The following is a 16,757-nucleotide window of genomic DNA, read 5'->3' as shown; positions in this document are numbered from 1 at the left end:
ACATAAAGAGCGCTGCCGAGAGATAACTATTTGACGCGCATAAAATTAAATTACTTTGTTATCGGTGTAGTTGCCTTACTTCTGGCCCTCGCGCTGTGGCCCAATATTCCCTGGCGCAGTAGTCAAGAAGGACAACTAGACCGTATAAAAGCCCGTGGCGAGCTACGTGTTAGCACGATTAGCTCACCACTTATCTACTTTACCGGAAAGGATGGCCCTTCCGGTCTTGACTATGAGCTAGCCAACCGTTTTGCGGACTATCTGGGGGTTAAGCTCGTCATTACCCCTCATCATAATATTGATGACTTGTTTGATGCACTTGATAACGATGATGCAGACATGCTGGCTGCCGGGCTAATTTATAACCGTGAGCGTCTTAATCGGGCGCGTACCGGCCCTGCCTATTATTCAGTCTCGCAACAGTTAGTATACCGATTGGGTAAACCACGACCAAAATCATTCAGTGATCTAAAGGGCCAATTGATTGTCGCCTCTGGATCGGCCCATATGACCACCCTCAAACAACTTAAGCAGAGCAAATATCCCGATCTTAACTGGGGATCATCCGTTGATCGTTCTGGCAAAGAGTTACTGGAACAGGTCGCGGACGGCAAACTTGACTATACCCTGGGTGATTCGGTGACAATTGCCCTACTGCAACGCATCCATCCGCAATTAGCGGTTGCCTTTGATGTTACGGATGAAGAGCCAGTAACTTGGTATTTCCAGAAAGGGGACGATGATAGCCTGTATGCCGCCATGCTCGATTTCTACAGCCAGATGGTTGAAGACGGTAGTCTGGCGCGGCTGGAGGAAAAATATCTCGGCCATGTCGGTAGCTTTGATTATGTCGATACCAAAACCTTCCTGTCAGCCATCGACAGTGTGTTGCCCTCTTTCCAATCCTTGTTTGAAAAACACGCCGGGGAAATTGACTGGAAACTGCTGGCGGCGATTGCTTATCAGGAATCCCATTGGAACCCACAAGCCACCTCACCGACTGGCGTGCGGGGGTTAATGATGCTAACCCGCGCCACAGCAAATGGTTTAGGGGTTAAAGACCGGGTTGATCCTGAGGAAAGCATTAAAGGCGGTTCCATTTACTTGCAGCGGTTAATGCAAAAAGTGCCGGAGACCATTCCAGAAGATGAGCGTATCTGGTTTGCGCTGGCCGCCTATAATCTGGGTTATGGTCATATGCTGGATGCTCGTCGCCTGACTAAAAATCAGAATGGTAATCCAGACAGTTGGGTTGATGTAAAAATGCGCCTACCGATGTTGAGTCAAAAGCGCTACTACCCAAGTACCACTTATGGCTACGCCCGTGGCCATGAGGCTTATAACTATGTGGAAAACATCCGTCGTTATCAGGTCAGTCTGGTGGGATATTTGCAGGAAAGAGAGAAAAAAGCAGCCCAACATGCCGCTATCGAAGCTGAGCTGGGTAAAGCTTATCCGGTTGTCGGCCCAGGCTGGTCAATCAATAACTAACATGATGCGAAAACACGTAACTAATCAATAGATTTCAAGATGCTGCCAGCAGTGGCCTCCTAGACGCAAGGCCCACGGATGGGCCGAATCATGACTGCCGCACGAGTTTCAACGCCTTTTGCTGCTCACGTCGTAGGCGGAAAAAAGCACTTAATTGGTGGGAACACGTCTCTGCCAGTACCCCGGCACTGACCTCTATTTGATGATTCATCCCCGGATGGCGCAAGATATCCACCAGCGAACCGGCAGCACCGGTTTTTAAATCATTGGCCCCATAGACCAAGCGACGGATCCGGCTGTGTATCATGGCTCCGGCACACATTACGCATGGCTCCAGCGTCACATATAGCGTGGCTTCCAGCAGGCGATAGTTCTGCACCACCTGCCCGCCTTGCCGTAGCGCCATGATTTCTGCATGAGCGGTAGGGTCGTTATCGCGAATAGACTTATTCCACCCTTCGCCAATCACCTGGTTGCCCAGCACTAACACCGCGCCAACCGGGACTTCTCCCTCTTCTTGTGCCCGCAGAGCCAGCGTCAACGCCCGTAGCATCCAGTACTCATCACTGTATTCAACAGGTAAATCAAATTCAGAAAACAAACTTTTATCAGCAGACACATTAACCTCTCTGGTACTTTGGCGGCGTGCATTATACACAGCCAGCGACAACCGCTATACCCACTATCTCCAATATAAAGTAGCTCAGTCCATAATGATCGGTTAATGTTCCGGCAGGATATAAATCATTCCTGATATAAATTATCAGCATATGGAAGCCAGCTACATGAAGCTCAGCAAGAAAAATGCCGCGGTAGTACGTAAAACCCTGAATGGATGGGCCAGTGAAGGCGTTATCCCTGAGGAAGAGCATCAACGTTTGTTACAGAATATCGATGTTCAACCGTTTGACTGGCGCAGATTAGCCGGTTACGCCTTTCTTGCCGCACTGGCTTCGCTGGTTATCGCCATTGGCAGCCTGATGGCTGATACTTTCTTACTCAACTGGATAAGCCAGTTTTTCCGCTTTGATCCCCCGGTACGGGTGGTGGTCACGGCGATATTGGCCGCCGTATTTTACGGCTGGGGCTTTAACCGCCGCCGGCGAGATCCCAGTAAGATCTACAGTAATGAAGCCGTACTCTTTCTCGGCGTAATATTTACCGCAGCCGCCATCGGCCAACTCGGTGAGTGGTTGGATAATGGTAGTGGCCGCATCTCAGTATTACTGCTGTTGGGTACCGTCATCTATGGTGTGGTGGGCTGGTTTGGTCGTGCGCCATTAGTATGGCTATTTGCCTTGCTGTCACTGGGTAATGCGTTTGGGGCAGAAACTGGCTATTTGTCCGGTTGGGGTGCCTACTGGCTGGGAATGAGCTACCCGATACGCTTTATTGCTTTTGGCCTGCTACTTTGTGCAGCGGCACTGGTGTTGCAACCGCAGTTGGCACAACGTCGGCTAGATCGGGTGTCACAGGCGATGGGGCTGCTTTATCTGTTTATTGCCCTGTGGTTATTGTCTATTTTTGGCAATTACGGTGACCTGGACTATTGGTATCAAGTGCGCCAGATAGAGTTGCTGCATTGGAGTCTATTGTTTGCCATTGCCGCCAGCGTCGCTATTTGGCTGGGACTAAAACGAGATGATGCCATGTTGCGCGGCTTCGGCCTGACATTTTTGGCCATCAACTTGTATACCCGTTTCTTTGAGTTCTTCTGGGATGCGATGCCGAAAACTATCTTCTTCCTGCTGCTCGGCATTAGCTTGTGGTTACTGGGTCGGCATGCCGAACGAATATGGCGGCTCGGCCACCATGATAATGACGTCACACACTAGAGCCAAAACCACTTAAAATGGCGAATGATTGCAATGGGCGTTTATTCTAATTGCTGTAATTCGCCGCTTTTACTGACCCGCCAGCGATGCTCGCAAAAATACAATAGTGGGTTATCCTGCTTGCTGTCCGAGTATCCGCTATAAAGTTTCAGCGGCGATCCCAAACGCTGTTCCAGTTGCACCACTTTCTCTGGCCCCAAACAGCGCAGAGGTAGCACCCAGCCGCCATTACGCCGCGCCATGCGGCTACCGACCAACCGCAAACGGTGAATAAACGCCGAATCATGATAAACCTGCTCCACCAGCCGTTGCGGCGAGCCAGTTATCAACCATACCTGTGCGTCATGGCTCTCCAAATATTGGCGCAAACGCATCACGACCACGGGAAATTCAGTAACTTTTTGGCGAAAATCATTCACAAAACGTAATTCCAAATCTTTCAAATGCGCTTCGCGCCGACCGAAGGTTATCGCCCACAGTAACAGGCTCATTGGCCAACGAGCGCAACGACCGCCCTGCAGCAATCCCAACCCAATCACCGGCAGTAATGGGACCACCAGCAACAGATTTAGCGGCAAATGTCGCAACAAAAAACGCAAAAAACTGCCAAACATGTCCTGTTGATGTAACGTGCCATCCAGATCAAAGAAGACAATGCGTTTGGCGTTTTCTGATAATGCCTCGGCCGTCCCCTCGCGGTTACTGTCAGTTTGCTCAAAGGTCGATGTGGCCTGCTCTGCGCTCAAACGTTACTCCTCAGGATCATTGAATCCCATAAACCAGTTAAATATGAAACCTGCAAGTATGGTGACAATCATCGCGACTAAATACAACATCACTTTGCCTGCGGCATCGAGGCCAATTATCAACGAGTGCTAATCCCCTGAGTGTGAGTCTTACAATGCTGCACGCAAATAGCCATTATGTTGCTGTAGATCCTGGCGAGCCTGCTCGGCACTCACGCCTTTCAGAATCATCAAAATGGCTGGTTTTACGTCAAACTCGGTTTGTGATAAGGCATTTTCAGCCTCTGCACGGCTGGCCCCGGTGGCTTCAACCACAATACGACAAGCGCGATCAACCAACTTCACGTTGGTCGCTTTCACATCGACCATCAGATTTTGATAAACCTTACCCAGTTTCACCATCGCCCCAGTGGATAACATATTCAGCACCAACTTTTGTGCAGTACCCGACTTCATACGCGTAGAGCCAGTGAGGGCTTCCGGCCCTACTACCGGTGAAATCGCAACCTGAGCTTCTTGCGCGATAGGAGAGTCTGGGTTACAAGAAATAGCCGCCGTTGGGCACCCAAGTTGGCGGGCATAGCGTAGCGCACCGATGACATAAGGCGTGCGACCAGAAGCTGCCAGCCCGACCACCATATCAGTTGCCATCAGCTTTAAATCTTGCAGATCCCGCACACCGAGCGCGATATCATCCTCAGCACCTTCCACCGCTTTGAATAAAGCACCCGGGCCACCGGCAATTAGACCAATCACCCTGCCATGAGGCACACCAAAGGTCGGTGGGCATTCGGAAGCATCCAGCACGCCGAGCCGACCACTGGTACCGGCCCCCAGATAAATGAGCCGACCACCTTGCTTTAAGGACTCCGCGGCTAAATCTACCGCTTGAGCGATAGCCGGTAACACCAAACGAATGGCCTCCGGCACTTTGCGATCTTCATCATTAAAGCAGGTCAACATTTCGAGCGTAGAGAACTTATCCAGCTCCATCGTGGCCGGATTACGACTTTCTGAAATCAATGATCCTAGATTCATGACATATTCCTCTTTGAATATTTAATTCGTAAAATTAAATATATAATTGAATATTATATTCTATAAAGCGACTATTTTCTTGCGCCATTCATCGAATGATCAGCAAAAAAGGGTGCTATGCTCCATCACTTGCCCTTTATCTTGAGTCTTTCCGGGTATTATTAAGTTCTCCCGCATTCAGGAACTGATTTATGAGTAGTCTTCTTCGCATTCGTCAGCTTTATCCAACGCTGGCACAAAATGACCGTAAGTTAGCCGATTTTCTGCTAACCAATCCTGAGCAGGCACGTCATCTTAGTTCGCAAAAGTTGGCGCTGCAAACCGGGGTTAGCCAATCTGCAGTGGTTAAATTTGCCCAAAAATTAGGCTATAAAGGCTTCCCGGCGCTAAAACTGGCCCTGAGTGAAATTGTCGCGGCCCCTGCACAGGCAGTGACACTGCATAATCAGATCTTGAGCACTGACAGTTTAAAAATCGTTGGGGAAAAACTCCTGAGCGAGAAAGCCGCAGCACTACGGGCCACCTTGGATATCAATAGTGAAGAACGACTTACGCAAGCATTAGAGATGTTATTGTCGGCACGACGGATTATTCTAACCGGTATTGGTGCTTCGGGGCTGGTGGCAAAAGATCTGGCTTATAAGTTACTGAAAATAGGCATTATGGCGGTCTCCGAAACCGATATGCATGCACAACTGGCCGCCGTACAAGCATTGGATGCACGGGATTTACTGCTGGCTATCTCATTTAGCGGCGAACGCCGTGAGATAAATCTGGCGGCTGAAGAGGCACAGCGTTGTGGTGCCAAAGTGCTGGCATTGACCAGTTTTTCCCCCAACAGTTTGCAGCAACGTGCCGATCATTGCTTATATACCATTTCGGAAGAACCCGCGATTCGCAGTGCCGCGATCTCCTCTAGCACCGCGCAATATGCTCTGACTGATCTATTATTTATGGCGATGATCCAACAAGACTTGGAAAGAGCGCAGGCGAGTATTAAGCACAGTGCGGCACTGGTAAAAAAACTGGTCTAAGGATACCAGAGGGGTATAATCCCCCGCAGTTGAGAATACCCGACCTAAGGTAAGAGAAAGCATGGCCCTGTTGATCACTCGTAAATGTATTAATTGCGACATGTGCGAGCCGGAATGCCCTAATGAGGCAATTTCCATGGGTGCAGAGATCTATCAGATTGATCCGATGCGCTGTACGGAATGTGTCGGTCATTACGAAACACCAACCTGCCAGTTGGTCTGTCCTATCGATAATACGATTGCTATCGATCCTGCCTGGGTTGAGAGTAACGAACAATTGTGGGATAAGTTTGTCCAACTGCATCACGCCGAACGTTTGTAATCCCCGCAGCAAGACTCGTTTTTAATACCAACAATATATTCGCGCATAACAAAAAGGGCGGCATTCGCATGCACGCCCCTGCTCTCTTTCACCACTATTCGCGGCTAAAACGGGCCTAGCTTTCAATAATTACGGTTGCGCAGGCATAACGTCGTTCATCGGCCAACGTTACATGTAAGGATTTGACACCCAGCTCAGCGGCCAATTCTGCCGCGCGCTGATGTAAACGCAGCGTCGGCTTACCCAGTGCATCGTTAACAACTTCAAACTGATTAAATGCCAAGCCATTACGAATACCAGTACCAAATGCCTTGGCCGCGGCCTCTTTAACGGCAAAGCGTTTTGCCAGAAAACGAATTGGCTGCTGATGCTGCTGATAGTGCTGCCATTCCGATGGGCTAAGGATACGCCGCGCCAGTTTTTCGCCACTGCGCTCCACCACCGCTTCAATCCTTGAAATTTCAACAATATCAGTGCCTAACCCCAAAATCGCCATTAACGACGCGCTTCCCGCATTAATACTTTCATCTCAGTAACGGCAGCCGCAAGGCCCGTCATTACTGCCTGACCAATAATTGCATGGCCGATATTCAGCTCATGAATCTCTGGTAAGGCTGCGATCGGTTGCACATTGTGATAGGTCAGGCCATGACCGGCATTCACTTTCAACCCTTTGCCTGCGGCATAGGTCGCAGCTTTGGTGATACGCACTAATTCAGCTTGACGCACCAAATCGGTGGTGGCATCTGCGTACGCGCCGGTGTGGATTTCAATATAAGGGGCACCCACAGTAACGGCTGCATCAATCTGGCGCATATCGGGATCGATAAACAGTGACACCAGAATGCCGGCCTCAGATAATCGGCTCACCGCAATGGTCATTTTATCGAGTTGACCGGCAACATCTAGCCCGCCTTCGGTGGTAACTTCTTGGCGTTTTTCCGGCACCAGACAGCAAAAGTGCGGTTGTAACTCACAGGCAATATCAACCATTTCATCGGTAACCGCCATCTCCAGATTCATGCGGGTCTGGATAGTTTGGCGCAAGATGCGTACATCTCGATCAGTGATATGGCGGCGATCTTCACGTAAATGCACGGTAATACCGTCGGCACCCGCTTGCTCGGCAATAAACGCGGCCTGAACAGGGTCGGGGTAAATGGTCCCACGTGCATTTCGTAATGTCGCAATGTGATCGATATTGACGCCCAACAACAAATCAGCCATGACAGCCCTCCAGATATGGATGCATCTTTAATAGGTCAATGAGCACGCAAAAACCGGCCCTTAAACGCATAAGTGCCTTGCAGTTTACACCGACTAGACTGTCAGCGGATAGGTTACTGTACGGGAAAGTTGATGATGGGCAGTTTAAAAATGAAGGTATTGCTACTACGGCACTGGATCCGCTGGTGGCTTAATCACAAACTGACGAAACAGTTCGCGACTTTTTAACGGTTTACCCCCCAAATAGGGTTTGAGGGCGATGCGGGTGAAGCGCTTGGCTGCACGTAAAGTATCGGCATCAGGAAATTCACGGTTAGCCAAAGCCGATAATTGGCGGCCAGTAAAGCTATAGTGATCAACCACCAAGCTGGCGATAAATCCTTTTTCTTCCCGATAGCGGTAGGTCATGGTCTCAGACACCGGCTGACCACTCCCCGCACAGTGGAGAAAATCCACACCATAGCCAAGATGAGCCAATATCGCCAATTCAAACTGGCGCAGGGCATATTCGGGCGATCCATCACTGCCTGCCAAAGCCTGTAAGCAATGCAGATAATCGAAGAATAAAGCAGAGTAATTGGTTTGATGTTCTAACACGCGGGAAAGCAGCTCATTGACATATAAACCGCTATACAACATAGAGCCAGTCAATGGAAGAGCCAGTGATACTGGCTCAGCACTGCGTAAGGTTTTAACTTCACCACGCCCGGTCCAGCGAACCAATAATGGCGTAAAAGGCTGCAAGCAGCCTTTTAGATTGGAGCGGCGACCCCGCGCACCTTTGGCCAGCACCCGCATGCGGCCCTCTCCTTCAGTAAATAAATCCAGCATCAAACTGGTTTCACTGTAGGGTCGCCCATGCAGGACAAATGCGCGTTGCCAACCGTCCATTGGCAAGTCTTACTTCAGATCGTCGGTATAGCCTAAGCTGCGCAATGCACGTTCGTCATCTGCCCAGCCTGATTTCACTTTCACCCACAGCTCAAGATGCACTTTTGCTTCGAACATTTGTTCCATGTCCTGACGGGCTTCAATACCAATGGTCTTGATTTTCGAACCTTTATTACCGATGACCATTTTCTTCTGGCCTTCGCGTTCAACCAAAATCAGCCCATGGATGTTATAACCACCGCGCTCATTTGGGACAAACTGTTCAATTTCAACTGTGACTGAGTAAGGTAATTCCTCACCCAAGAAGCGCATCAACTTTTCGCGAATGATTTCTGACGCCATAAAACGCTGAGAGCGGTCAGTGATATAATCTTCCGGGAAATGATGACCCGCTTCCGGCATAAGCTTGCGCACGATGCCAGCGATGGTATCCACGTTCATCCCTTTCTCGGCAGAGATTGGTACGACGTCCAGGAAATTCATCTGCTTACTTAAGAACTGAATATGGGGCAACAGCTTGGTTTTGTCTGTTACGTTATCAACTTTGTTGATCGCCAATAATACCGGGCATTGTAAACTGCGCAGCTTATTAACAACCATTTCATCGTCGGCAGTCCAATTGGTGCCTTCGACTACAAAAATCACTAATTCCACATCACCGAGAGAGCTGCTTGCCGCGCGATTCATTAAGCGGTTAATCGCGCGTTTTTCTTCAATATGCAGTCCCGGGGTATCAACATAAATGGCCTGATAAGGCCCTTCAGTATGGATCCCCATAATACGGTGGCGTGTGGTTTGTGGTTTACGTGAAGTGATGGAGACTTTTTGCCCCAACAGTTCATTTAGCAAAGTAGATTTACCCACATTCGGGCGACCTACAATTGCAATAAAACCACAATACGTTTTTTCTACTTCGCTCATTCAAGCTCCAACTGTTTCAGCGCTTGTTCCGCTGCCGCCTGCTCAGCTTTACGGCGACTTGAGCCGGTACCTATTACCGGTTCATTCAAGCCACTCACCTGGCAGTGGATAGTAAATTCCTGGTCATGTGCTTCTCCGCGAACCTGCACAACCAGATAAGAGGGCAATGGCAGATGACGGCCTTGCAAATATTCTTGCAAGCGCGTTTTCGGGTCTTTCTGCTTATCACCTGGGCTGATTTCTTCCAACCGACTGCGATACCAGTCGAGAATCAGCCGTTCAATCATATGAATATCGCTATCGAGGAATATACCGCCAATTAAGGCTTCGACGGTATCTGCCAAAATTGATTCACGGCGGAAACCACCACTTTTCAATTCACCCGGCCCAAGGCGTAAACATTCACCGAGGTCAAATTCACGGGCCATTTCAGCGAGTGTATTTCCTCTAACCAATGTGGCACGCATCCGACTCATGTCCCCTTCATCGACACGGGGAAAGCGACGATACAGCTCATTGGCAACAACGAAACTTAATATAGAGTCACCCAGGAACTCCAAACGCTCATTGTGTTTGCTACTGGCGCTACGATGAGTCAGTGCTTGCAGCAAGAGCTCCTGCTGTTGAAAAGTGTAGCCCAGCTTCCGCTGTAGCCTGTTTATTACGATGGGGTTCATGAGTTACCAATAGATCAAGAATGCGTCAAAAACTACAGCATACGGAACAGGTCTGATCCGCCAATATTGCAGGACAAAACTGTTTCGTTTGCAGTGGCTCCCATAAAGAAGCCAACTTTTATCGCTCGAAGGGTTATTCTACAACGAGTGGAAATATAATGCTGCGTTTAAATACCCTGCTTACTTGAAGTTGCAGCAGTGCTAGCGGCGTTCAAATCTACTCCCAGCAGATTTGTCACCCGAATTACTGACTTTTGTCGGTTCATCGGGATGTGCTCGTTTGCTACCTGGCTGCAACTCCACCATCTGGGTATAGCCGATACTAATGAATTCCACCAATTCGACTTAAACGAATACCCGTTGGCCATTCACCTTCTTGCTTTTCAAAACTCATCCAAATAGCAGTGGCCTTGCCAACTAGATTACGTTCCGGCACAAACCCCCAGAAGCGGCTATCTGCACTGTTATCCCGGTTGTCGCCCATCATAAAATAATGACCTTCCGGCACCACCCAAACCCCTAAAGGCTGGTTAGGTTGTTGATAATAAGCGCCTATCTGCTCCTGACGCCCAGGGACGGTCAGAATATGGTGTGCCACCGGTCCAAGAGTTTCGGTGCGCTCACGCAAACGTACACCACCATCAGGCACTGCCTGATTTGTCGGGATTTGGAAGAAGCCAGCAGAAGCCTCGCCATTGCCGCTATAGCGGAATGTCTGCACAAAATCGCTTGGCTCAGATGCACTGTAAGTAATTGGCAACGCACTATCACAAGAAGTACCGGTATTACATGCAGGCTGCACCGTCACTTCCTTGCTGATTGGATTATAGCTAACGCGGTCACCCGGCAAGCCCACTACACGTTTGATATAGTCCAAACGCGGATCGAGCGGATATTTAAATACCGCGATATCACCACGTTTTGGATGTCCCGTAGGGATCAGCGTAGTTTGCGTGATGGGATCTTTAATACCATAAGCAAACTTCTCAACCAGAATGAAGTCACCGATCAATAGCGTTGGCATCATCGAACCAGAAGGGATCTGGAACGGTTCGTAAATAAACGAACGAACGATAAATACCAGAGCTAACACCGGGAAGACTGAAGCACAAGTCTCTATCCAGCCAGGCTGCCTTGCCGTCTGTGCTAAAGTCTTATTATCTACAGCACAACCCGTTTGTGCCTTGATCGCCGCAGTTTGCGCATTAACTGCCGCAATTTTTGCCTGGCGAGCCGGTCCCCATTTAAACCGCTCGAAGCACCAGATAATCCCTGTCAGCAGTGTTGCTATCGCTAAAATCAAGGCAAACATGTTAGCCATCAAAACTCCTTATTTACTGTCTTTTCCAACGTGCAGAATAGCCAGGAAAGCCTCTTGCGGTAATTCAACGTTACCGACCTGTTTCATACGTTTTTTACCGTCTTTCTGTTTCTGCAAAAGTTTCTTCTTACGGCTAACGTCACCGCCATAACACTTCGCCAGTACGTTTTTACGTAACTGTTTCACAGTAGAACGGGCAATGATGTGGTTACCGATAGCAGCCTGAATTGCAATATCAAATTGCTGGCGCGGGATCAATTCTTTCATTTTCTCAACCAGATCACGGCCACGGTATTGCGCATTATCACGATGGGTAATAAGCGCCAGCGCATCTACACGCTCGTTGTTGATTAACACATCAACACGCACCATGTCAGAGGTCTGGAAACGTTTGAAATTGTAATCCAGCGAGGCGTAGCCACGGGATGTCGACTTCAGGCGATCGAAGAAATCGAGCACCACTTCAGCCATCGGAATTTCATACGTCAGCGCCACTTGGTTACCGTGGTAAACCATGTTGGTCTGCATACCACGTTTTTCAATACACAACGTGATGACGTTACCCAGGTATTCCTGCGGCAACAGCATATGACACTCAGCAATTGGCTCACGTAGCTCTTCGATGTTGTTCAACGCAGGCAGCTTGGATGGGCTATCAACGTAAACAGTTTCCTGACTGGTGGTGATCACTTCATATACGACCGTCGGTGCGGTGGTGATCAACTCCAGATCGTACTCACGCTCCAGACGCTCCTGAATGATCTCCATGTGCAGTAAGCCAAGGAAGCCACAGCGGAAACCAAAGCCCAATGCGGTGGAGCTTTCTGGTTCGTAGAACAAAGAGGCGTCATTAAGACTCAACTTGCCCAGTGCATCACGGAAAGCTTCATAATCGTCTGAACTAATAGGGAACAGACCTGCATAAACCTGTGGTTTTACTTTCTTAAAGCCAGGTAATGACTTCTCCGCCGGGTTACGGGTCAGAGTCAATGTGTCGCCGACCGGTGCGCCTAAAATGTCTTTTATCGCACACACCAACCAGCCAACCTCACCGCAGTTCAACATATCGCGATCTATACGTTTTGGTGTAAAAATACCGAGGCGCTCAGCATTATAACTCTGCCCGGTACTCATTACTTTAACCTTATCGCCTTTACGCAATGAGCCATTTTTAATACGAATTAACGATACAACACCCAGATAATTATCAAACCAGGAGTCGATAATTAGCGCTTGCAATGGACCATCAGGATCACCCTCTGGCGGCGGAATATCACGCACCAAACGCTCAAGGATATCGGGTACACCTACACCAGTTTTCGCTGAGCAACGTACCGCATCAGTTGCATCAATGCCCACGATGTCTTCAATTTCTTCCGCAACACGCTCAGGGTCAGCAGCCGGCAGGTCGATTTTATTTAAAACAGGAACCACTTCCAGATTCATTTCCATCGCGGTGTAGCAGTTCGCCAACGTTTGTGCTTCAACGCCTTGCCCTGCGTCAACAACCAGCAACGCCCCTTCACAAGCCGCTAAGGAGCGGGAAACTTCATAAGAGAAGTCAACGTGACCAGGGGTATCGATAAAATTGAGCTGATAGGTTTGACCATCTTTAGCATGGTAATCAAGCGTCACACTCTGTGCCTTGATGGTAATACCACGCTCACGCTCTAGATCCATAGAATCCAGTACTTGAGCGGCCATTTCACGCTCAGATAATCCGCCACAAATCTGAATAATACGGTCCGACAGCGTCGACTTACCGTGGTCAATATGGGCAATAATAGAAAAGTTTCTTATGTGCTTCATTTATATGAATTTTTCTCTAGTCGTTGTCTTTAATTAATTATTGGTGGACACAGCGATGGACTCAAACCCAAAACTACCCACATAAATATGCACGCATCTTACACTGTAAGTCTGCCTCGTGAAAGGCATCACACTTAGCTTGTTAGCTGATTTATCCTGTAAAAATGTATCAACGCCTTACCTTACATCGCTATTGATAGTACATACTCTTAGCGCTGTTCCGTGCTGATATCCCGGTAAAAATAGTTTAATACCAATAACTTTATTGTACCTATCGCTTATAAAGCGCACTAGTGTCTATTATTTAACTGATTATAATCAGCACGATAGATACCCTACCTGCCTAATTTAGGGGTGCACATATTTCTATTTTGTCGAACTGATGATTAATTCATTTTCGGAAAATGCTCATTTACCCTGTCGGATAATAATTTAAAGTATTCATGTGACTTTATAACAACCAAGTGAAATATCCTCTTGGCGGCCATATGGAGAATATTATGATCGATGAAGGAAAAATACTGAGCCGCCATGAGTTTAGAAAAAATAACTCCAGAGCCACTATCGTCGCAATAATACTTATATTAGTATTTAGTTTTATAATAATTACCTTATCAATAGCGACATCTATTTTTTCAACCCCATCAATTCTTTCGATCTTATGTGTCGCTATTGCAGCTATCTCGCTGAGTACCTTCCTGTATTTGCGCTTACACTGTAATCCAATGTTTACCTACTTTCTTTATGAGAAAGGAGTACGGGTCTTCAATCATCACAGTGGAAATGTCTATTTTATTACATTTAATAAAATACAATACATTCATAAATACCATACAGGAGTAAACCCTAATGGCAAAATTAACACAATGGCATTTCGCACCTCTAAATTGCAGCCATGGAATATTATAATTAATAATATAACTAATGCTTACCCGCTGATAAACACAATAATCCATCAACAAGTCATGCATGTCGGGATAGTAAGTTTAAACTCTTTATCCCGAGGAAAAAAAATAGTATTTGATGTAATTAAAAAGAATGACAACTGGCTAAAATCACTCATATACCATGGTCTTTTAAATGTAATCATGGTGAAAAATGTTCAGACAGATACAACTCCACTTTCACTTAGTGCACACTCATTAATTACAACAGACGGTATTATCAGCATTGAAGACATCCTGCGTGTCGAGACGTTACGCGAGAAAGATCATGATAAAATACGCTTATTTGATGCTAAAGGTAATATACTTTTCTCAGTAGATTACTCAGCGCTTATCAGTGCCGATCTTTTTATTGCTTTAGTTGAACATATGATACAGAACCGTATTCCGGCCTATCATGGGTAAGAGGAAAGGAATTATTCTGTTACTGAATTCGTATAGTCGTTGGGGGTAAACCAATCTGTAGAATCATTGGTTGATAGTCACTCTGTCCTTCAACTCTGCTGGCTAATGTTCTGGCGAGCAAAAAACCTAGCCCCGCACCTAAAATAGCGCCTAGAGCAGTAAAAGCATCGGTGACAAATAAAGCCTGAAATAAACCGCCACCCGCAATCAATCCGGCTAAAGGCGTTAGATAAACCAAAGAAGCAGAACGTAATAAACTCCCCTCACTAATACCGACTTCAACCTTTTGGCCAGGTTCAAGCGGTTGCGAGATAGCTATTTGTAATTGATGCTCCGACTCCGGCCCCAATTCATTTAATAAATGACTACCGCATCCAGTGCGCGCATTGCAACTCCCACAACCAGACTGTGGTTCACAACGCAATAGAGCAACACCATTTTGCCACGAAATAACTGTAGCCCATTCTTTCATCATTTTGTTGATTCCAAAACAATACTGTCAGCGATACGTTTTGCAGTTGTAGGCGGAAGCTCGCCAACTATGGTAATTTCAACATTATTACGAGCTTCAGTATGCACAGTTCTACGACCTTGACGTAAGGATTGCTCTGAAGGCGCATCTTTACCCGCCGGATTTATATTTACTGAAAAACTGAATAACCCATCAGAATATAATCGTGATTCTGTTGGTGCCTCCATATTCGGTAATGTACGGCGACTGCGTGAAATTTCGGAAACACCTTCCGGCAACCAACGTGGGGCCCAGGTAAAATCAACCTTGGTTTTAGCAGGTAATGCAAGTAATGGCGGTAAAGAGAGCTTTACCAGACCTTGCAAAATATCCTGAATAGGTTCACCGATAGCAAAAGAAATCACACGAAATTGCTCAAGTGTTTCACCATCACGATCTAACAAATCTACCCGCATTGGGAGTTTGCTCGTTTCATCCATCCAAATAATATAGCTGTATCGGGTACTGTCACGGGCGACTACCCGAATAACCTGACATGGTCGGTCTGCAATACGGGCACGGCCAAGTGCAATATAGTTATAGTATTTTGACAGCTTTTCAAAATCGGGGAATACGATAGACGGCAATGCATCGACTATATGTTCACCCGCCAGAGTGAAAGCATCGAAACCAGGTTCGAAATAACTTATTTCATTACCACGCTGTAAGATCTCAGTACGTGGGCCATCCATACGCAGCAATTGCGCAAAGGTTTTTTTATCTAAAATAGCATGTCGATAGCGAAGAGAATCAATCCCTTGCTTATTAACATTAATGTAGGATAGCTCATAGTTGAGCGACTGGCTGGCACTGCTCATTTCCTGCAACATTGCTATCGGCGTCGTTTCCGCCGAAGCAATTGTTGGCATGAACAGGCTGCCCGTCATTAAACAGACGGAGAACCAAAGTTGCTTCATTACTGCTGCTGCATTCCTAAGGACTGAGTTCCGGGAACCTGAATAGCGGCTTGTGTCGATGTTGAAGGCTGCTGCAACACGTCAGTTTGTGGCAAGCGGCGTTGCAATTCAAAATCTTGCAATTGAGTCATCATATTGACTCGCCGACGTTGCTCCTGAACCTGATGCTGTTGAGACGTTCCGAAAGAACCATCAGCAGGCACACCAAAACTTACTGGCGAGGCTTTACCCATCATCGGTAAGGTATTAAATGCAGGTGATTCTGGTTGCAAATTACCTGATTCGGGCTGGTTGTATTGTTGAACCCCAACAATTACCGCTAGAGAAACACACGCGGCAACCCCAACCTGAGTAATCTGGCTGGCCCATGGGCGAACTTTTTGCCAGAAAGGCATTTTCTGCCAGACATGAGGTTGTGGCTGAGATTCAGGCACAGCAATAGGTACAAAACGAGCAGGCTCGTTTTTGAGTGCCTCTGCGACTCGGCTGGCGATATCCAGATGCAAGACTTCACCAACATCCCCCCGCAGGGTATCACGGATTAAATGGTAGCTCTGCCAGCTTTGCTGCAATGCTTTATCTTTCGATAAAGAACCAAGCAGCTCACTATCGAGAGTTTCTCCGTCCATCAGAGCGGAAAGCTTTTCTTTCTGCATGCCAAATACCCT

18 protein-coding genes and 1 pseudogene are annotated in these 16,757 nt (G+C 47.5%); 5 read left to right on the top strand and 14 right to left on the bottom strand.

Annotated features, from left to right (window positions below; translation table 11 throughout):
* Positions 1 to 30 precede the first annotated feature (30 nt).
* Positions 31 to 1,491 carry a membrane-bound lytic murein transglycosylase MltF gene (gene mltF, locus V1953_RS05185; RefSeq protein WP_083163148.1) on the top strand — a complete coding sequence of 487 codons (1,461 nt, stop codon included), beginning with the start codon at positions 31 to 33 and terminating at the stop codon, positions 1,489 to 1,491.
* Between the two features lie 88 nt (positions 1,492 to 1,579).
* Here the strand turns inward: mltF and tadA are convergent, their stop codons facing one another.
* Complete coding sequence (tadA, locus tag V1953_RS05180) at positions 1,580 to 2,149, bottom strand: tRNA adenosine(34) deaminase TadA (protein WP_442850725.1); 570 nt, start codon at positions 2,147 to 2,149, stop codon at positions 1,580 to 1,582.
* Positions 2,150 to 2,276: 127 nt separating this feature from the next.
* On the opposite strand from tadA, the gene V1953_RS05175 reads away from it, so the two are divergent.
* Positions 2,277 to 3,326, top strand: a complete 1,050-nt coding sequence (locus tag V1953_RS05175) for a DUF2157 domain-containing protein (RefSeq protein ID WP_083164126.1) — start codon at positions 2,277 to 2,279, stop codon at positions 3,324 to 3,326.
* Positions 3,327 to 3,367: 41 nt separating this feature from the next.
* On the opposite strand, the gene yfhb is transcribed toward V1953_RS05175, so the two are convergent.
* From yfhb to murQ, 3 genes and pseudogenes are all read right to left on the bottom strand, one after another.
* Positions 3,368 to 4,072, bottom strand: a complete 705-nt coding sequence (yfhb, locus tag V1953_RS05170) for a phosphatidylglycerophosphatase C (RefSeq protein WP_193784796.1) — start codon at positions 4,070 to 4,072, stop codon at positions 3,368 to 3,370.
* 3 nt (positions 4,073 to 4,075) lie between these two features.
* Positions 4,076 to 4,171 (bottom strand): annotated as a pseudogene (locus tag V1953_RS05165) (PTS transporter subunit EIIC); the annotation flags it as partial.
* Between the two features lie 51 nt (positions 4,172 to 4,222).
* A complete protein-coding gene (murQ, locus tag V1953_RS05160) occupies positions 4,223 to 5,110 on the bottom strand; it encodes an N-acetylmuramic acid 6-phosphate etherase (protein ID WP_083163147.1) in 888 nt (295 codons plus the stop codon).
* A 191-nt stretch (positions 5,111 to 5,301) separates the two neighbouring features.
* Here murQ and V1953_RS05155 point away from each other — a divergent pair, with 191 nt between their 5' ends.
* Together V1953_RS05155 and V1953_RS05150 are read left to right on the top strand one after the other, a co-directional pair.
* Positions 5,302 to 6,144: a MurR/RpiR family transcriptional regulator gene (locus V1953_RS05155; protein WP_083163145.1), complete on the top strand. Its 843-nt coding sequence runs from the start codon at positions 5,302 to 5,304 to the stop codon at positions 6,142 to 6,144.
* A 61-nt stretch (positions 6,145 to 6,205) separates the two neighbouring features.
* Positions 6,206 to 6,466 carry a YfhL family 4Fe-4S dicluster ferredoxin gene (locus V1953_RS05150; RefSeq protein ID WP_032906988.1) on the top strand — a complete coding sequence of 87 codons (261 nt, stop codon included), beginning with the start codon at positions 6,206 to 6,208 and terminating at the stop codon, positions 6,464 to 6,466.
* A 115-nt stretch (positions 6,467 to 6,581) separates the two neighbouring features.
* On the opposite strand, the gene acpS is transcribed toward V1953_RS05150, so the two are convergent.
* The 7 genes from acpS to lepA form a co-directional block, all read right to left on the bottom strand.
* The gene (acpS, locus tag V1953_RS05145) at positions 6,582 to 6,962 is read right to left on the bottom strand and encodes a holo-ACP synthase (protein WP_083163143.1); all 381 of its coding nucleotides are present in this window, start codon (positions 6,960 to 6,962) and stop codon (positions 6,582 to 6,584) included.
* Positions 6,962 to 7,693 carry a pyridoxine 5'-phosphate synthase gene (gene pdxJ / locus V1953_RS05140; protein WP_083163141.1) on the bottom strand — a complete coding sequence of 244 codons (732 nt, stop codon included), beginning with the start codon at positions 7,691 to 7,693 and terminating at the stop codon, positions 6,962 to 6,964. The genes acpS and pdxJ overlap by 1 nt, the downstream gene beginning before the upstream one ends.
* A gap of 165 nt (positions 7,694 to 7,858) precedes the next feature.
* Positions 7,859 to 8,584 (bottom strand): DNA repair protein RecO, encoded by a 726-nt coding sequence (gene recO / locus V1953_RS05135; RefSeq protein ID WP_083163139.1) that lies wholly within the window; start codon positions 8,582 to 8,584, stop codon positions 7,859 to 7,861.
* Between the two features lie 9 nt (positions 8,585 to 8,593).
* On the bottom strand, positions 8,594 to 9,505 hold the full coding sequence (gene era / locus V1953_RS05130) for a GTPase Era (protein ID WP_083163137.1): 912 nt from the start codon (positions 9,503 to 9,505) through the stop codon (positions 8,594 to 8,596).
* Positions 9,502 to 10,182: a ribonuclease III gene (gene rnc / locus V1953_RS05125; RefSeq protein WP_083163135.1), complete on the bottom strand. Its 681-nt coding sequence runs from the start codon at positions 10,180 to 10,182 to the stop codon at positions 9,502 to 9,504. The genes era and rnc overlap by 4 nt, the downstream gene beginning before the upstream one ends.
* A 322-nt stretch (positions 10,183 to 10,504) precedes the next feature.
* The gene (lepB, locus tag V1953_RS05120; RefSeq protein WP_442850724.1) at positions 10,505 to 11,503 is read right to left on the bottom strand and encodes a signal peptidase I; all 999 of its coding nucleotides are present in this window, start codon (positions 11,501 to 11,503) and stop codon (positions 10,505 to 10,507) included.
* Between the two features lie 9 nt (positions 11,504 to 11,512).
* On the bottom strand, positions 11,513 to 13,312 hold the full coding sequence (gene lepA, locus V1953_RS05115; protein ID WP_083163131.1) for a translation elongation factor 4: 1,800 nt from the start codon (positions 13,310 to 13,312) through the stop codon (positions 11,513 to 11,515).
* 500 nt (positions 13,313 to 13,812) lie between these two features.
* On the opposite strand from lepA, the gene V1953_RS05110 reads away from it, so the two are divergent.
* Positions 13,813 to 14,661 carry a hypothetical protein gene (locus tag V1953_RS05110; RefSeq protein ID WP_442850723.1) on the top strand — a complete coding sequence of 283 codons (849 nt, stop codon included), beginning with the start codon at positions 13,813 to 13,815 and terminating at the stop codon, positions 14,659 to 14,661.
* A gap of 19 nt (positions 14,662 to 14,680) precedes the next feature.
* Here V1953_RS05110 and rseC read toward each other — a convergent pair whose 3' ends face one another.
* The 3 genes from rseC to rseA are packed head-to-tail and all read right to left on the bottom strand — an operon-like array spanning position 14,681 to position 16,745.
* A complete protein-coding gene (gene rseC, locus V1953_RS05105; RefSeq protein ID WP_442848557.1) occupies positions 14,681 to 15,136 on the bottom strand; it encodes a SoxR-reducing system protein RseC in 456 nt (151 codons plus the stop codon).
* A complete protein-coding gene (gene rseB / locus V1953_RS05100; RefSeq protein WP_083163124.1) occupies positions 15,133 to 16,089 on the bottom strand; it encodes a sigma-E factor regulatory protein RseB in 957 nt (318 codons plus the stop codon). Before rseB ends, rseC begins: the two co-directional genes overlap by 4 nt.
* A complete protein-coding gene (gene rseA, locus V1953_RS05095; protein WP_083163122.1) occupies positions 16,089 to 16,745 on the bottom strand; it encodes an anti-sigma-E factor RseA in 657 nt (218 codons plus the stop codon). The genes rseB and rseA overlap by 1 nt, the downstream gene beginning before the upstream one ends.
* Between the last annotated feature and the right edge of the window lie 12 nt (positions 16,746 to 16,757).

Source organism: Yersinia sp. 2541 StPb PI, assembly GCF_052217145.1.
GTDB classification, from domain to species: Bacteria; Pseudomonadota; Gammaproteobacteria; order Enterobacterales; family Enterobacteriaceae; genus Yersinia; species Yersinia enterocolitica_E.
Note: the sequence above shows the minus strand (reverse complement) of the source record. Positions and strands in the feature narration are given on the sequence as shown.

What these genes read in the sequence shown, in the direction of transcription:
- V1953_RS05175 (WP_083164126.1), top strand. Translation starts at nt 2,277, where the DNA reads ATGAAGCTCAGCAAGAAAAATGCCGCGGTAGTACGTAAAACCCTGAAT.
- murQ (WP_083163147.1), bottom strand. Translation starts at nt 5,110, where the DNA reads ATGAATCTAGGATCATTGATTTCAGAAAGTCGTAATCCGGCCACGATG.
- V1953_RS05155 (WP_083163145.1), top strand. Translation starts at nt 5,302, where the DNA reads ATGAGTAGTCTTCTTCGCATTCGTCAGCTTTATCCAACGCTGGCACAA.
- V1953_RS05150 (WP_032906988.1), top strand. Translation starts at nt 6,206, where the DNA reads ATGGCCCTGTTGATCACTCGTAAATGTATTAATTGCGACATGTGCGAG.
- acpS (WP_083163143.1), bottom strand. Translation starts at nt 6,962, where the DNA reads ATGGCGATTTTGGGGTTAGGCACTGATATTGTTGAAATTTCAAGGATT.
- pdxJ (WP_083163141.1), bottom strand. Translation starts at nt 7,693, where the DNA reads ATGGCTGATTTGTTGTTGGGCGTCAATATCGATCACATTGCGACATTA.
- recO (WP_083163139.1), bottom strand. Translation starts at nt 8,584, where the DNA reads ATGGACGGTTGGCAACGCGCATTTGTCCTGCATGGGCGACCCTACAGT.
- era (WP_083163137.1), bottom strand. Translation starts at nt 9,505, where the DNA reads ATGAGCGAAGTAGAAAAAACGTATTGTGGTTTTATTGCAATTGTAGGT.
- rnc (WP_083163135.1), bottom strand. Translation starts at nt 10,182, where the DNA reads ATGAACCCCATCGTAATAAACAGGCTACAGCGGAAGCTGGGCTACACT.
- lepB (WP_442850724.1), bottom strand. Translation starts at nt 11,503, where the DNA reads ATGGCTAACATGTTTGCCTTGATTTTAGCGATAGCAACACTGCTGACA.
- lepA (WP_083163131.1), bottom strand. Translation starts at nt 13,312, where the DNA reads ATGAAGCACATAAGAAACTTTTCTATTATTGCCCATATTGACCACGGT.
- V1953_RS05110 (WP_442850723.1), top strand. Translation starts at nt 13,813, where the DNA reads ATGATCGATGAAGGAAAAATACTGAGCCGCCATGAGTTTAGAAAAAAT.
- rseC (WP_442848557.1), bottom strand. Translation starts at nt 15,136, where the DNA reads ATGATGAAAGAATGGGCTACAGTTATTTCGTGGCAAAATGGTGTTGCT.
- rseB (WP_083163124.1), bottom strand. Translation starts at nt 16,089, where the DNA reads ATGAAGCAACTTTGGTTCTCCGTCTGTTTAATGACGGGCAGCCTGTTC.
- rseA (WP_083163122.1), bottom strand. Translation starts at nt 16,745, where the DNA reads ATGCAGAAAGAAAAGCTTTCCGCTCTGATGGACGGAGAAACTCTCGAT.